This is a genomic window from Serratia sp. 3ACOL1 (assembly GCF_003668775.1).
GTDB classification, from domain to species: domain Bacteria; phylum Pseudomonadota; class Gammaproteobacteria; order Enterobacterales; family Enterobacteriaceae; genus Chania; species Chania fonticola.
Window position 1 is genome coordinate 3,117,764 of the sequence record NZ_CP033055.1, and the last position, 14,124, is coordinate 3,131,887.

The 14,124-nt window shown below is 53.5% G+C and carries 20 protein-coding genes; 8 read left to right on the top strand and 12 right to left on the bottom strand.

From position 1 onward, the window contains the following. Positions 1-127: 127 nt before the first annotated feature. The 7 genes from D9980_RS26685 to D9980_RS14080 all read right to left on the bottom strand — a co-directional run bounded on the left by D9980_RS26685 (position 128) and on the right by D9980_RS14080 (position 4,844). Complete coding sequence (locus tag D9980_RS26685; protein WP_162304265.1) at positions 128-1,555, bottom strand: phage tail tape measure protein; 1,428 nt, start codon at positions 1,553-1,555, stop codon at positions 128-130. A 36-nt stretch (positions 1,556-1,591) separates the two neighbouring features. Then, complete coding sequence (locus tag D9980_RS27300) at positions 1,592-1,897, bottom strand: DUF1799 domain-containing protein (protein ID WP_024485117.1); 306 nt, start codon at positions 1,895-1,897, stop codon at positions 1,592-1,594. Continuing rightward, positions 1,894-2,244: a phage tail assembly chaperone gene (locus D9980_RS14060; RefSeq protein WP_037412449.1), complete on the bottom strand. Its 351-nt coding sequence runs from the start codon at positions 2,242-2,244 to the stop codon at positions 1,894-1,896. The genes D9980_RS27300 and D9980_RS14060 overlap by 4 nt, the downstream gene beginning before the upstream one ends. A 76-nt stretch (positions 2,245-2,320) precedes the next feature. Then, positions 2,321-2,983, bottom strand: a complete 663-nt coding sequence (locus D9980_RS14065; RefSeq protein WP_059201585.1) for a phage tail protein — start codon at positions 2,981-2,983, stop codon at positions 2,321-2,323. Between the two features lie 105 nt (positions 2,984-3,088). Then, positions 3,089-3,493 carry a phage tail terminator-like protein gene (locus tag D9980_RS14070; RefSeq protein ID WP_121607626.1) on the bottom strand — a complete coding sequence of 135 codons (405 nt, stop codon included), beginning with the start codon at positions 3,491-3,493 and terminating at the stop codon, positions 3,089-3,091. Positions 3,494-3,780: 287 nt separating this feature from the next. After that, positions 3,781-4,146: an antiterminator Q family protein gene (locus tag D9980_RS14075; RefSeq protein WP_021807641.1), complete on the bottom strand. Its 366-nt coding sequence runs from the start codon at positions 4,144-4,146 to the stop codon at positions 3,781-3,783. A 218-nt stretch (positions 4,147-4,364) separates the two neighbouring features. Beyond that, positions 4,365-4,844, bottom strand: coding sequence for a GNAT family N-acetyltransferase (locus tag D9980_RS14080; protein ID WP_024485121.1), 480 nt, complete (start codon positions 4,842-4,844; stop codon positions 4,365-4,367). Between the two features lie 323 nt (positions 4,845-5,167). Here D9980_RS14080 and D9980_RS14085 point away from each other — a divergent pair, with 323 nt between their 5' ends. Then, on the top strand, positions 5,168-5,350 hold the full coding sequence (locus tag D9980_RS14085; protein WP_024485122.1) for a YodC family protein: 183 nt from the start codon (positions 5,168-5,170) through the stop codon (positions 5,348-5,350). A gap of 105 nt (positions 5,351-5,455) precedes the next feature. Continuing rightward, the gene (locus D9980_RS14090; RefSeq protein WP_024485123.1) at positions 5,456-5,869 is read left to right on the top strand and encodes a DoxX family protein; all 414 of its coding nucleotides are present in this window, start codon (positions 5,456-5,458) and stop codon (positions 5,867-5,869) included. A 45-nt stretch (positions 5,870-5,914) separates the two neighbouring features. Here D9980_RS14090 and smrA read toward each other — a convergent pair whose 3' ends face one another. Then, positions 5,915-6,487 (bottom strand): DNA endonuclease SmrA, encoded by a 573-nt coding sequence (smrA, locus tag D9980_RS14095; RefSeq protein ID WP_037376550.1) that lies wholly within the window; start codon positions 6,485-6,487, stop codon positions 5,915-5,917. Between the two features lie 177 nt (positions 6,488-6,664). Here smrA and D9980_RS14100 point away from each other — a divergent pair, with 177 nt between their 5' ends. Further along, a complete protein-coding gene (locus tag D9980_RS14100) occupies positions 6,665-7,003 on the top strand; it encodes an MbeD/MobD family mobilization/exclusion protein (protein ID WP_024485125.1) in 339 nt (112 codons plus the stop codon). A 46-nt stretch (positions 7,004-7,049) separates the two neighbouring features. Further along, positions 7,050-7,496: a DUF1198 family protein gene (locus tag D9980_RS14105; RefSeq protein ID WP_121607627.1), complete on the top strand. Its 447-nt coding sequence runs from the start codon at positions 7,050-7,052 to the stop codon at positions 7,494-7,496. Between the two features lie 27 nt (positions 7,497-7,523). Here D9980_RS14105 and D9980_RS14110 read toward each other — a convergent pair whose 3' ends face one another. Next, positions 7,524-7,862, bottom strand: coding sequence for a DUF2002 family protein (locus D9980_RS14110; RefSeq protein ID WP_021178947.1), 339 nt, complete (start codon positions 7,860-7,862; stop codon positions 7,524-7,526). 103 nt (positions 7,863-7,965) lie between these two features. Further along, the gene (locus D9980_RS14115; protein ID WP_121607628.1) at positions 7,966-8,970 is read right to left on the bottom strand and encodes an AraC family transcriptional regulator; all 1,005 of its coding nucleotides are present in this window, start codon (positions 8,968-8,970) and stop codon (positions 7,966-7,968) included. Between the two features lie 143 nt (positions 8,971-9,113). Here D9980_RS14115 and D9980_RS14120 point away from each other — a divergent pair, with 143 nt between their 5' ends. Further along, positions 9,114-10,142: a dienelactone hydrolase gene (locus tag D9980_RS14120; RefSeq protein WP_121607629.1), complete on the top strand. Its 1,029-nt coding sequence runs from the start codon at positions 9,114-9,116 to the stop codon at positions 10,140-10,142. On the opposite strand, the gene D9980_RS14125 is transcribed toward D9980_RS14120, so the two are convergent. Continuing rightward, a complete protein-coding gene (locus D9980_RS14125) occupies positions 10,102-10,998 on the bottom strand; it encodes a LysR family transcriptional regulator (RefSeq protein ID WP_121607630.1) in 897 nt (298 codons plus the stop codon). The genes D9980_RS14120 and D9980_RS14125 overlap by 41 nt on opposite strands. A 106-nt stretch (positions 10,999-11,104) precedes the next feature. On the opposite strand from D9980_RS14125, the gene D9980_RS14130 reads away from it, so the two are divergent. Together D9980_RS14130 and D9980_RS14135 are read left to right on the top strand one after the other, a co-directional pair. After that, positions 11,105-12,484, top strand: a complete 1,380-nt coding sequence (locus D9980_RS14130) for an MFS transporter (protein WP_121607631.1) — start codon at positions 11,105-11,107, stop codon at positions 12,482-12,484. Beyond that, positions 12,484-12,864 (top strand): DUF4440 domain-containing protein, encoded by a 381-nt coding sequence (locus D9980_RS14135; RefSeq protein WP_121607632.1) that lies wholly within the window; start codon positions 12,484-12,486, stop codon positions 12,862-12,864. Before D9980_RS14130 ends, D9980_RS14135 begins: the two co-directional genes overlap by 1 nt. A gap of 192 nt (positions 12,865-13,056) precedes the next feature. Here the strand turns inward: D9980_RS14135 and asr are convergent, their stop codons facing one another. Continuing rightward, positions 13,057-13,527, bottom strand: coding sequence for an acid resistance repetitive basic protein Asr (gene asr, locus D9980_RS14140; RefSeq protein WP_024530923.1), 471 nt, complete (start codon positions 13,525-13,527; stop codon positions 13,057-13,059). A gap of 261 nt (positions 13,528-13,788) precedes the next feature. Here asr and D9980_RS14145 point away from each other — a divergent pair, with 261 nt between their 5' ends. Further along, positions 13,789-14,097 carry a YqjD family protein gene (locus D9980_RS14145; RefSeq protein WP_121607633.1) on the top strand — a complete coding sequence of 103 codons (309 nt, stop codon included), beginning with the start codon at positions 13,789-13,791 and terminating at the stop codon, positions 14,095-14,097. The last annotated feature ends 27 nt before the right edge of the window (positions 14,098-14,124 follow it).

Sequence of the window (14,124 nt, forward strand, 5' to 3'; positions counted from 1 at the left end):
ACGGCGCCATACCAGCTCCCTCTCCCTGTGGGAGAGGGTTGGGGTGAGGGGAAACAACGATTGAGGAGCAATTAATGAGGCCTGATGCCAGACTGCGGTTGTTACTATTGATGATTGATAAAGAGATTCAGCGGGCCGCTGAGGCATTCCAGATCAGGCCGCCAGGCTTGAGCTCTTTGCCCAAACGTTCGGTGATCGCCTGATTAACGATGCCCTGCACCAGCTTGCCCATACCGTCACCGGCAGAGGAGCTATTGGCCGCATTCGCCGAGCCGTCATTGTTCATGACCACGGTGCTGTTGACCGTAATGCCGCCCCCCTGCTCTGCTGCCAGGCCGTACATCGGGGCTTTGTTGCCGCCCACCAGGCCACCCTCCGCATAACCGCGCATCATGGCGTAGAGATTACCCACACCGATCCGCTGGGTAGCTTCTTTGGTCATCACGAACTCGCCACGATGCACCACGCCCGCCTGATCGTATTTACCGCCGTCGCCGGTATAACCACCTGAATCAAACGATAAGTTGTCGTATGCGCCCAAAGAGAAAGCGTTATTTGCCGATCCTGCGTCCGCTGCAGGACTGAACGCCCCCTTGATCCATCCCATCGCGGCTTGTATGGCATAAGCCACCAACATCTGATTGATCATCTGGACAATCATGGTGATAATCGACGTGCTAAACTCCTTGAAGTTAGCTTTACCGGTCGTCACCAATTCGGTCAGATTGTCAGATAATCCTTTGTGGGCCGCCTGGCCAATTTCATTGAGCCCTTTATAACCATCGGTGACGCTTTCGAAATATTCCTGCCAGGTTTGCTTATCCTTATCCAGCTTCTCTTTGGTAGAGTCCCCTTTTTCCTCTCCGACACCACCTTCTACCAATGCGGCAGCATCGGCCCCGCCCGCCGCAGTTTTGGCCGCGTTATCCGTAGCCGTTTTATTGGGATCCGCCGCAGGGAAAAAGGTTGAGTCTATCCATTTCACCGCTTTATCAACCGCAAATCCGCTAATGATTTTGCTGAATAATCCGGCGGACATCTGCAAAATAGAAGAAGAAAAAGTATGAAAACTAAAGCGGCCAGTAGTAAGTAATCGGGTAAGGATCTCCGTCAGCCCCTCGTGGCTGGCCTTGGCCACCTGAACTACCGCAGCAGAAATATCGGTTACGCTTTCCAGGTAACTCTGCCAGCTTTTTCTACCGGCCTCTGCCTGTTTATCTGAGATATAATCACTTAGTAAACCCGGTTCTTTTTTCGGATCTACTTTAAGTTCATAAGCTGGCAATGGACGCAATGATTTACGGAGGTTCTCTTGCCTTATCCTATCCCCTTTGATAGTTTTCTCCAGCTCACCCAACTGGGAAATAAGCAGTATCGCCTTGGCCCCGGAGTTCTCATTAATGGTTCGCAGCCCAAAAGAATATGACTTGGCCGCCTCGGTTATCCGAGTAGTAGCCCTCACAAAGCCAAGAGTTGCTTGAGGTAAATCTTTATTATATAGCTGCTGCATCTTATTGATGTTCTCACGCAGCAACATAGAGTCTGAATTGGCCATACTGCCCTCCAACCAACTTAATGCTGGTATAAGTATTTATTTACTATGAATGATCCTAAGTGCTGCGCTTTCCATTACGCGAATATCACTGAACGCGCTTGCCTCATCGTCCACGCCATAAAGCGTCATCAGCCAGGGCAGGCAGTTATAATCCAGCCCGCTGACACCCTGCATGCCTACGCGCCACTGAGTTCCCATGGCCTGAAAAACCTGAAACGCTGGCCAGATATCGGGCCAGGCTTCAACGATCTCCGGATCATAATCGGCGGCACTCAGGCCAAAGGCTCCGAGATCTTCAATGGCAGGCTCTGGCGTATAAAACGCTTTGGCAAGCGCTATCAGTTTTTTCCGCGTGCGGCCATCAGTTCGCGGGTAAACAGAGTGGCAATTGAATCAAACGCCCGCGGGTAGTTATCCAACAACACCAACATATTTTCGCGATTAAACTCGTCAGGCAAAGCCCAGCCAGCGCAGATTTCCATCAAAAAATCCGCCATCGGATCATTGCTGTAAATACCCGTTTCGCTTTGCAGTTCCAGGGTTTCACGCAAAGACTTTTCCAACAGCTCTAGCTGGGTACGCTTTTTATGCTTGAAGGTAAAAGTCAGTACGCCATCTTCATCTCCAGGGCGCGGAACGGAGACATCCGCCTTAAACGTCGGCTTGGGATTCAATTTAAATTCAACCATAATTTCCTCATTTTCCAGATTAACTCATCCTTATTAGCCCCTCGGGCAACCAAGCCTGAGGGGGAAATAGACGTGTTTAAGCAGTCACTTTATAGAACGTCATATCGCAAGACTGCACCGCCAGCGCCACCTGCACGGTTTCAACCTGGTTAACCGCGGTGGTCGGTTGCGGATCAAAAGCCGGTACCGCAGACCAGTAGCGCAGCTCCTTGGCTTTTGGCACGTGCATGTAGAACGCCAGCGTGACGCCATTGCGATCGGCATCCTGCAGCAGGCTGTAGATTGGCTGGGAAGCATCGTGCGCAAAGGTAAAGGTCTGCGTTTTGGCCGCTTTAAAGGTGGCCAAGTTACGCTGACGATCGTCTTCCAGGAACTGCACCTGCACGTATTGCTGATCGCCGCCAGACTGCGCTACCTCGGTGATCTGAGGAATTTGCGTCCAGTTGGCGATCTTCTGCAAAGAGCCTTTGCCGCCACCGGCCGGGAAGAAGCTCACGTCGGTGGTATTGATGGCACCGATGGTGATACTGGTATCCACTTGGGCAGTGATCTTGGCCACCAGGCTGTCGATCAGGCCCCAACCGGAGCGTACCATCACGATGTCACCCACTTTCAGAGTGTGGCCGGTGGCCACGGTAAATACGGCGCCGTTAGCATTGCTGACTGCGGTAGTAACTACGCCTGGTGCTGTTGGCGCGCCAGCAAATACGGTGGCGCCATTTGGTAATGCAAAACCCATGGTAATTCTCCAATTTCAGATATAAAAAAACCGCCGGATGGCGGTATGCTTGGTTTACTTGCTGGAAAGTTCCCTCCCAGCGATGTTTACTACACTATTGTGGCATTAATACCCGGCCCAATAACCGATGGTGACCGGCAGGGTATATAGTTCATCTTTGGCAATCGCTGGCAGGATATTGCCACCAGTATTGACATAACAGTTAAAAGCATCGTCCGCCAACACCAATCCCCTGGGGAATAATGAGATAATCTCCTCCGCCAGTTGATAGCCCGTTTTCGCGCCGGTCCCTTTCTTCATCACAATATTAACCTGATAATTCCCGCTGTAGGTCTGCACCTCTTGGGAAATACCTAACGCCACCGCAGGCTCCGGAGCAATAAACGGTTCCAGATGAAGATCGTCATCCGCCGTAAACGTCACATTAGCTAAGGTGTATTTAATATTGTTCTCTTCAGCCCAGGCCGTTAACCTGGACTCAAACAAATCATTGATACGCAAGGTGCTCATGGCGCCTCCTGGTTTAACCCTATTGATAAGAGTGCATCACCTTGGATTAAACCAGTAATAGCACTCTAGCTGATATATTTCGTAGCGAGAAGTTTATTTTAAAAAATATTTTTACCAACTGCGAAACTCAATAACCACGCTATCAATTTACTAGATAAAACTCGTAGCGAATAGATTTTTATTAAATTATTTTTCGCCATTTATTTAAAATAACAAAACCACCCCGCATTGCGGGGTAGTAATCACTTCAATTTAAAAAACCTTTATTTTTTATTATCGGTAATAGTTTATCTATCCATTTCCAAACGAATATTCTGGCTGACCAGACAACCCTCGATAAAACTTTCTGCCACCTGCATCTGTTGCCTTACCCGGCCTTCCGAACATTTCCAGCCTCGAGCAATGGCGGACTTCGATTGCCCGTAAACGTAGTAACGCAAGATCAGTTCCAGCTCCTCCGGCTGACGAAGGGCCTGGAGGTGAGCAACGGCGCGATCGACCACCAAGCCGTCCTCGTCACAGCAAGAGGCCTGCTGTTTGCTACTGCCCGGCAGCAACCCTTTAAAACCGGCGGCGATATGCGAATATCCCAGAGAAGAACTTTCCCGTGCCCACACGCCCCAACGCCCCAAAACCTGTTGAATGTCCCGCATAAGACCTCCTTATTTTTATTGGCTCTAGTGTAACCAGACGAGGCAAAGCCGCCCATCGATGGGTGTTGTAGGAAACCTCACAGGACAAAGCAGGGGAAAAAACGAGCAGGAAATGAAGGTATTGGTGCAGCACTATTGCGGGAGGATAGCGCCAGAGGTGGAAAAAAGCATTAAATATCAGCCTTCGGAGGAGATGCCTCCCCCGAAGCGGGCGCAGATCAAGACATGGCAAACTGCTCGAGTACCTTGCCTTCCATACGATAGCGCACCCATTCATCTTGCGCAGCCGCACCAATGCTGAGATAGAAATCAATCGCTGGCTGATTCCAGTCCAGCACGCTCCATTCCAGGCGTCCGCAACGGCGTTCGCAAGCAAGCTGAGCGATATGGCGCAGCAAGGCTTTGCCCGTTCCCGCCCCACGGAACTTGGGAGTGATATACAAATCTTCCAGGTAGATGCCGTTCTTACCCAGCCAGGTCGAGTAGCTCATAAAGAACACCGCATAGCCTGCTGGCTCGCCGTTGACACTGCAAATCAGCGCCTCTGCGCAGGCGTTGGGGCCAAACAGGCTTTCTTCGATCTCTGCCTGGTTGGTGCGCACCTCATCACGAGCCTTTTCGTACACGGCCAACTCAATAATCATGTCCAGAATTAGCTTGGCATCGGCTTTCACCGCCGGGCGAATTTCAATTGTCATCATGTTCCCTAAATAGAGTGATTTTCCTGCTGCCAGCATAATACTTAACCAATTCAGGCACAAACGGCAATTCACCTCGTATCTGGACGGGCGCAGCAGAGGGTTCGTCCCGAGCTAAGCCATTGATGATCTGAACGGGCGCAGCATGCAGCGCCCCTACGCAATGTGGCAATGGAGCAATGTTTGGTGATAGGGGGCGTTCTGAGTTAGCCCATTGATAATCTGGATAAGCGCAGCATATGTGGCGGCTGAGAGATGTTTATAGAGGAATGCCTGCGGTCTCCTATACTCAGTTTTCCCCCTAACAGATCTGGAGAAACGATATGTCATTTAACGTGGGTGATTTTGTGCAGCGTAAAACCGGTGGGCCAAAAATGACCGTTATCGAAGAGGATGGAGAGGCGTTGGTATGCAGTTGGGTTGAACTGGGGGTCGAACAACGCACCGAGGTACAGGCCAATGAAGTGAACCCCTATCACGAAGACGACGACTTCGGCGTCTGCTGATATTCCGTGAACTCTCTCATGCCTTCTCGCTAGATAAAATGTGAAGTTGATCTAGTATTTACCAGGTACAGCAACCTATTTTGGGTAGTGGTTAAGGGGTTCACAATGAGCGAAAGTTTAAAAGACGGCACCATTCTGTTGGCCAGAATTTTGCTGATGATCCTGTTTCTGATTTTCGGTTGGATGAAGCTGACCAACTTTGGTGCCACGGTCACGGCAATGGAAGGCTACGGCACGCCAATGCCTTACCTGGCCGCGGTTGTCGCCGTGGTGGTGGAGTTCATTTTCGGTATCTTCATCGTGCTGGGGGCCTTCACCCGGCCGATAGCCATCATTTATGCGCTCTATGTGCTGGGCACCGCCTTTATCGGCCACCCGTTCTGGCGTTTTAGCGGGGCAGAAATGATCGGCAACGAGATCAACTTCTTTAAAAACATCAGTATTATCGCTGGCCTGCTGCTGCTTGCCGTCACAGGTGCTGGCCGTTACTCTCTGGATTATAAGTGGTTTAACCGCTAACGTTCCCTCTATGGCGGCGCTCCCCTGCGCCGCCATGCTTACACCTTAACGGCTATGTTTGGCATGGCGTTCGAAGTTATCCGCCTTGGCTGCGGCAGACTTGCGTAAGGTGACGTAGCACGCCCCCTCACCTCCATCACGTGGCAGTGCCCGGCAAAACGCCTGCACCTGTTCAAACTGCCCCAGCCATTTGGCCAGGTAGCTGCGGATGATGTTCGGATGGCTTTGATCTGTCCGCCCACGGCCATGCACAATCAACAACGAACGCAGGCTGTCTTTCTCCGCCTGGATGATAAAGCGGAACAGCGCCTGGCGGCAGTTCTCGACCGGCTGGCGCAGCAGATTGAGGCTGACCTGTGGCGGATAGTGGCCGTGACGCAGCTTGTCTAGCACCCCTTGCTGAATACCTTCGCCCTTATATTCCAACGGGGTATCGCAGGGAATAATGTCCAGAAAGCCAGTGCTGAGGAAGTTCTCCAACTGTAACGCCTGAGCTTCCCGGCGAGCACGTTTATCGACGGGGTCCTGCGCCTTGAGATACAGCGTGGATTGCCCCGCGGATAACGGCCTGACATCGGCCATTGCCTGGGCAAAAAAATCGTTCTCTTCGTTGCTCATTTCACATCACTCTCGGGAGATTTCACCCACCGGCGGACTATTGCTTTTAGTGGGAATGGCTTGATTGTAAGACGCCTTGCCAGGGTTGCAAGTGAGGAATTGACGGCAACGGGTGAGGTTATGAGCGCTTTTCGTTATACTGCAGGCCATTATTGAGTGCCGCAAAGGATCCAACCCATGAATATGCGCGAGCTGGAAATCCAGTTTCAGAATGCAATGAATGAGTTACAAGCCAGCTTCGAACAGCAGCACCGTGAATGGCAACAAAGCTACCAGGCTCTGCAACAACAGTTGGCCGAAGCGCAACGGCGTGAAACCGCGCTGCGCATGCAGAATGAACAGCTGGTCAACAAACTAAGCACCGCCAGTTCGGTGCCGGAACAGCATGCCCTGGTCAAGCAGATCAAGATGCTGGGTGCCCATTTGGATGCGCTGGCACAAGATGCCGCGACCTTTAATCGCCATGTCCATAATAAACAACGGGCCGCAGACAATTTCAGCGGCGAGCAACACTGACAATTTCAGGCGCGTATGCTGCGCACCAAGACGGTAAAAATCATACATGACGTGGATCATCATCGCCGCCCTGATCGTAGTTTTCATTATTGGCTATCGTGTCCTGACTTCCGACACCCGCAAGGCGATAGATTCACTGGCGCATTTGCTGAAAGTAAAGCCGATGCTGGTGGAGTCCATGCTGCAGGAGATGGGCAGCCGCCACAGCCAAAGCTTTATCCGCATGTTGAACAACGGCTATACCGAAGAGATGCATCAGGCCGCCTATATGCTGTTTATCTACCTGACGTTTATCAAGCAGGCGGACGATGAGCAGATTGGCCTGTGGCGGGAAACGCTGCTGCGCGCCGGGCTGTCGCCGGAACTGCACGCCGAGCACACCGAGGCGGCGCTGTTTTACTTTGCCGAACTGGATCTGGATGCGTTTGAACTGGCGCAGTTCCGCCGGGCCTACAATGAACGTTATAACCGGGAAGCGCTGACCAACTGGTGAAGCTTTCCCCCGGCAACGGGGGAGAGTTTAAAGGAACATGCTGTAGAGATAGCGCGAGAGCGCATCGCGGGAGCTGAAACCGTGAGGAATGCCGTAACGCGTGTTGGGCGTATCACCGCTTAAATCCAGAGGAAACTCAAGATACTGCTCGCTGTTTCGCATCAACGAGGTCGGCGTAGCAAAATGGAGGCTCTTCTCTTTCAACGCCGGGTGGATCACCAACGCCATTCTGCCCATTCGCGCTTCCCGATTCACATACACGTAGTGCTCGCCCTTGCGAAAACCGTAGGTCTGATCGGTGACATAATCACGCTCAAAACCGGTACTCTCTAACACCTTAGCCACTTCATCCGGCCGTAAATACATCTATTTCTCCTCTCAGTTCTGGGTAGCTTTGCGACCTTACCGTAATCAGGAGATGAAACAATTAATTTATCCGTACTCATTCTGGTTTAGGAATAATCTGCAGCTATAGACCACCCGCCTGTTGCCTACGCCATTCGCTGGGGCTCATCCCCTGAACCCGCAGAAACTCACGGTTAAAGTTGGATTTGGTGCTGAAACCGGCCTCCAGCATAATCTCGGTCACCGGGCGATCGCTGCTGCTCAACCACTGCGCCGCTTGCTGAATGCGTAATTGATTCACGTATTGGGATACGTTCATCCCCGCCTGCTGGTTAATCGCCTGAGAGACCTTACGTGCCGGTATGCCCACCTTGCGCGCTAACCGGGCCAGGTTCAGCGCCGGTTCCAGATAGAGATCGTCCTGGCGTAGTCGTTGGTTGATCAGCTCAAAGCAGTGTTCGTCATCCTCTGTTAGCGCCTCGGTTTTCGCTGGTGGCAAGGGCTGCTCTTCGGGTTCCGGCTGTTGGCGCTCACGGCCAAGCACCAAACCTATCCCCAGGACCATCATCACATTGCCAAAGGCCGCCAGTGCACCAGCATGCCTACCGGCTAACAGCGAATAATCCAGAGTGATCGCCAACTCGGTCAGGCCGCATACGATCAGCAGGCCGCCTAATCCGCACCATAAGCGATAGCTCAGCCAACTGTCCGCCAGCGCCACCTGCTGCAAGGCATTCTCGCCGCGCCGTAGGTACAGCAAAATAGCCGCGCCGTAACCGAGATAGCCAATAACGATCAGCCCATCCAGCGCCGCCAATGCGCGCCACTGCACCAATAACACCAGCAGCGGGAACGTCAGATGCCCAACGACGCGCCACCCCATCGGCCCACGGGCTTGTAACATCAGCACCAGATAACACAATGGCGGGATCAGGGCGGCCCCCAGCGGTTGCAAAATAGCGACCCAAGGTTGCTGATAGCCAAAACGGATCCCCACCAGCAGGCTTTGCCAAGCGCAGATCAACAGCAACAGCTGTAGCAGCCAACGGTGTGGCCGTGGCCAACCCAGGCGCACGATCAATGCCAGGCACAACAGGCTGAAGAGAAAAGACAGCGGGATAAGCGGCATGTTACCTCTGTGGTTGTTCGGGAACGCCCCAGTGTAGAGACCATAATCAGCTAAAACAATCGCTTAACGACCTGGATCGCGATCTAGGTCGCGCCAGGAGAACGCGGATGCCATGGTTTGGTTTTCCCCTTGAAGGAGTCATTATGAAAAAGTTATGGATCTTGTGCCTGCTGTTTAGCAGTGTCACTACCGCTGCCCCCTGGCAGGTTGCCAGCCGCCTGCAAACGTTTTATAACGGCGATCGCCCATTGGTCACCCGTATCTATTACCCCACAAACGCTCAAGGCCAGCTGCAACAGGTCGGTGGCAGGCCGGTATTTGCAGGCATCCCTGCTCTGCCAGACGCCCCGCCAGCAACCGGACATTTTCCACTGATGATCATCAGCCACGGCAGCGGTGGCAACAATAGCAGCCAAGCTTGGCTGGCGAAAGCATTGGTGGAACAAGGCGTGATTGTGGTTGCAGCCAACCATCCGGGCAGCACCAGCGGTGATTCCATTCCGGCAAAATCGCTCGAACTGTGGCAACAAACGCGCGATATCTCGGCGCTGATCGACGCCATGCTCAAGGATGGCACATGGCAGCCGCGGATCAACGCACAGGCCATTGGCGTGGCGGGGCATTCCAAAGGTGGCTATAGCGCCATCTCTGCGATTGGTGGCCGGGTCGCGTTAAAGGATTTTATTGCCGGTTGCCAACAGCAGCCACGATCGCCTAACTGCCTGTTTTATGCCGGTGTTAACAAGAACAGTATCTCTGCCACCCAGTTTGACGCTAATTACACCGATGCCCGCATCCGCTTCGCCATCGCCTTGGACCCAGGCATGGTGCCCTATCTGCAACCGGCCAGCCTGCGCCAAATCAGCGCGCCGCTGCTGGTCATCGCCGCGCAACATTTTATGCCAGGTAACGATCCGGAAAGCCTGGGAGCTGAGTCGCTAGCAACGCACAGCGGGCAGCAGCCAATCAAGGCCGTCGTCCTGCCGGGCAGCAATCACTTCGATTTCTTACAGCTTTGTACCCCAACAGCCCCGGAGATATTAGCGGAGGAAGGGGAAACCTTTATCTGTGGGTCTTCTCCTGCTGAACGTGAACATGCCCACCAGCAAACCATCGCTGCCGTGCTGGCTTTTATTCAGCCGTGGCTATCCGCGCCCGCAGGAAATCGATAAACGCCCGGACCTTCTCCGGTACATGGCGCGTGTTGGGATAGAGTGCATAAATGCTCTGTGCCGGAAACTGGTGATCTGGCAGCAGGTGGCACAATTGCCCGTTAGCAATAACGGGCCGTACCAGCCATTCTGGCAGCAGGGCCACACCCGCCCCCTGTAACGCGAAAGTCAGCAACGCAGTGGCACTATCGGCCATCAGCCTGGCGTCATCTTCCACTTTGAATAACACCGCCTGACGTTCAGGGGTGAGTACTTGCCAACTCAGCGGCGAAGGGAGACGGCTGTGGGCCAGCCAGGCAGCCTGAGCCAGTTGGGGCAGTGACGCGATCGGCTGCTGTGCCAGATAGGCCGGTGCAGCCACCGGTAAGATAGCGAAATTATCGATCAGCGCCGCATGATGATTGGAGTCCGCCAGTTGACCCAGGCGGATAGCCACGTCAAACCGCTCGGAAATCAAATCCGCATGGTAAGAAGAAGAAACGTGCTGAATGCGTAAGCGCGGGTGCAACTGCGCGAAGGCGGCCAAGGCCGGAACCACCACCTGCGCACCATATTCCGGCGTGCTGGTGATGCGCAGAATGCCACTCAAGCCATGATGATCGCGGCGCACATCGTCGAGCAGGTATTCCGCATCCTGTAATAACCGTTGGCAACGCGGGTAAAAGCGCTCGCCAGCATCGGTGAGTGACAGCCGCCGCGTACTGCGCACCAGCAATGAAACGCCTAGCTCACTTTCCAACTGCTTGATGTTAAAGCTAACCACCGCCTTGGTTTGCCCCAGCGCATCCGCCGCAGCGGTAAAACTGCCGGTGTCGACCACCGCCACAAACATCGCTAACCTGGCTAAATTGAGCATCTTTCACCCACCCACTGTCAAAATATTTTTGACAGTGTAATCGCTCTGCGCCGATTTATCAGCCCTTTCCCGCCCGCTACACTGCACGCCTTCAACCGGAGGCTTCATGGCTTATCGCACTAAAGTGGCAATCGTCTATCTGCTCGGATTCTTTGTCGATCTGATCAACATGTTTATCGCCAACGTCGCCTACCCAGCGATCGGCCATGCTTTGCAGGCCAGCATCAGCCAACTGGCCTGGATCAGCAATGGTTACCTGCTTGGCCTGACGCTGGTGATCCCGCTCAGCGCCTGGCTAGCGCAACGTATTGGCGGGCGGCAGGTTTTTTTACTGTCGTTGGTACTGTTTATGCTGGCAACCACGGCGGCAGGCCGCGCTGGCTCGATCGAAGCACTGATCGGCTGGCGGGTGATACAAGGTATGGGCGGAGGGTTGCTGATCCCGATTGGCCAAACGCTCACCTATCAGCTGTTTCGCAGCCATGAACGCGCTGGGCTTTCCGCCGCCATCATGCTGGTGGGGCTGCTGGCTCCGGCGCTCTCCCCGGCATTAGGTGGCCTGATTGTCGATCATCTTGACTGGCGCTGGGTATTTTTCAGCAATCTGCCACTGGCAGCACTGGCCTTGTTGTTGGCTATTTTTTGGCTGCGTAACGAGCCTGCGGCCAGCGAGGTTAAACGGCTGGACGTCACCGGGCTGATTAGCGCCTGCCTGGCACTCACCTTGATCCTGCTTGGCCTGACCCGTCTGAGCGAACCCCATTTGCTGTTGCAAGGCGCAATCTTGCTGTTCGCTGGGCTGTTGGTGTTTGCTTACTACCTGCGGCACAGCCTGCGCCATCCACACCCACTGCTGAACCTGCGGCTGGTATTGGATCCGCAGTTACGCATCGCCATGATCGTCTACCAGTGCATCCCTGGTCTGTTCATTGGCGTCAGTCTGGTGGCTATGCTGTATCTGCAAAACCAGCTGGGTATGTCGGCCACTCAGGTTGGCGGGCTGATGGTTCCCTGGTCACTGGCCTCTTTCGCCGCCATCACCCTGACCGGCAAGGTTTTCAACCGTTGCGGCCCGCGCCCGCTGTTTATTGCCGGTTGTGCTTTGCAAGGGCTGGGGATGCTGGCCTTATCGCAGATCGGCGATGCCGGGCAGCATAGCTGGCAAATCTTTGCGTTTGCCTTGATGGGGCTGGGTGGCAGCCTGTGTAGCAGCACGGCACAAAGCTGCGCCTTTCTCACCGTTGCCGACACCCAGTTGGCCGATGCCAGCGCGTTATGGAATATCAACCGCCAGTTGAGCTTTTGCTTTGGCGTTACTCTGCTCAGCCTGTTGCTCAATCTGTTGCTCGGCCATTTGGAACCGATCGTGGCCTATCGTTACTGTTTTTATCTCGCCGCAGCCAGTACGCTGTTCCCGATGCTGCTGTGCCTGCGTATTACCAACCGCGCCATCGTGCGCCATCTCAACGCTGAACAGGGATCCTGATGAATCGTTATTTTACCGAAGTGATTGACGCCCATGTGGCTATCGCCGACTGGCTGGGAAAAGGGGCTGGGGAACTGCAACCGCTCTTGGCACGGTTTCACGCAGATTTTTCCATGATTGCCCTAAACGGCAGCAAGCTGGGATCTAACGAGCTAGGAGCATTTTTCCAGGCGCATCGGGCTGCAAAGCCGGGGCTGGAGATTGTGATCGAAGAAATGAAGATGGTCGCAGAATGGGCAACGGGGGCCGTAGTCAACTATCGCGAGAAGCAAACGCTGCCAGGCCAACCTGCGACCCTGCGTTATTCTACCGTGGTCTTTACCCAGACCGCCGACGGGCTACGCTGGCTGCACCTGCACGAAACGCCTATAGGGCAATAATTACAGGAAGCTGCTGGCCAGGAACAATTGCCAGGCAACCACCAGACCACATAGCGTGACGGCACTGAAGATCACTTCAAACAGGTAGCGGTTCATCATGATGACCTCACCTCAAAAGAAGACACCCGGAAAACCGGGTGTCAGAGTATTCAGCAGAGGATGCGGAACCTTTGACGGCTCCGCTATCTTCACTTATTTAGCAGCTGGAGCAGCGGCTTTCTTGCTTGATTTGTGGTGTTTCTTAGCAGCCTGGGCTTTCTGAGCTGGTTTAGCTGCGGCTTTGTGGTGCTTTTTAGCAGCCTGAGCTTTCTGAGCTACTGGCGCTTTGGTAGCAGCAGCTTTGTGGTGTTTTTTAGCGGCCTGAGCTTTTTGAGCTGGTTTGGTGGCGGCTTTGTGATGCTTTTTGGCAGCCTGAGCTTTCTGAGCTACTGGCGCTTTTTTGCTGTGCTTTTTAGCGGCCTGAGCTTTCTGCTCTGGTGCTTTTTTGGTGGCTTTCTTGTGTTCTTTCTTGTGGTGAGTCGCTTTAGCTGGAGCTTTCTCAGCCGCAGGAGCCGCAGTAGTAGGAGCCGCAGTTGGTGCCGGTGCAGCCGCAGTATCAGCAGCGAAAGCAACAGAAGACAGGCCCATGGTGGCAGCAACGATCAGCGCTAATACTTTTTTCATCTTTAAATCCTCAGATTGTGTTTATCGGTAAGCCCGGTTGGGCCGTTGAAGAGATAATAATGGAATCAATGTCAGGCTTCCGTGAGTGATTGGTTTCGCTGAGTAACCAAATGTACAGAGCCTGTAGCCAGGCCCTCAGGCTGGGGTAAAGCCAGAAAAAAGCCTCGTTATTCGCGGGGATAGCCGTTAATTTTCGTGATCGCCAGCACACTTCTAAAAATGGTCTACACTTAAAGGACATGTGTCGTAACGGAGAGTCGAATGTTTAACAAGACAGATAAAGTAGAACGAGACATCGATCAGGACGTGAACCTGCTGGCAGATACGTTGGATGAAGTATTACGCGATTCCAGCAGCAAGACCAAAGAAGAACTGCATGAACTGCACAACAAGGCAAAAGGGATATTACGCGATGCCCGTGCACGCTTCAGCGGTTCCAGCAGCCTGACACAACATGCTCGCGACGTAGTTGGCAATGCCGATAGCTATGTACGAGACAAACCTTGGCAGGGCGTAGGCATCGGTGCCGCTGTTGGTATCGTGCTCGGCGTCTTGCTTGCACGGCGTTAACCCATGTAGCTGGTTTTAACCATAAAA